Below are 217 nucleotides of genomic sequence, written 5' to 3' on the forward strand. Positions count from 1 at the left end.
AGGATTCTGCCACTTGCCTAATCCTTTTTCTAAGATGTTCACGGCCGCATTCCAATCACGAATATGGTGCGTTCGACAGATTGGGCAAGTCCATTCCCGATCCTTAAGGGTTAATTTCTTATAACCGTTTTGCCCCATAATACTGCCACATTGATGGCATCTTTGGGTGGTGTACTTAGGATCAATTGTTAGAAATTCTTTGCCATATAGATCTGCC

1 protein-coding gene is annotated in these 217 nt (G+C 42.9%); it reads right to left on the reverse strand.

Features of this window, described 5'->3' with window-relative positions; translation table 11 throughout:
• Positions 1 to 217: zinc ribbon domain-containing protein (locus JEM49_RS10335; protein WP_201874953.1), on the reverse strand; the 217-nt coding region annotated here is incomplete at both ends.

The organism is Lactobacillus sp. A27 (assembly GCF_016742815.1).
Lineage (GTDB): Bacteria > Bacillota > Bacilli > Lactobacillales > Lactobacillaceae > Lactobacillus > Lactobacillus gallinarum.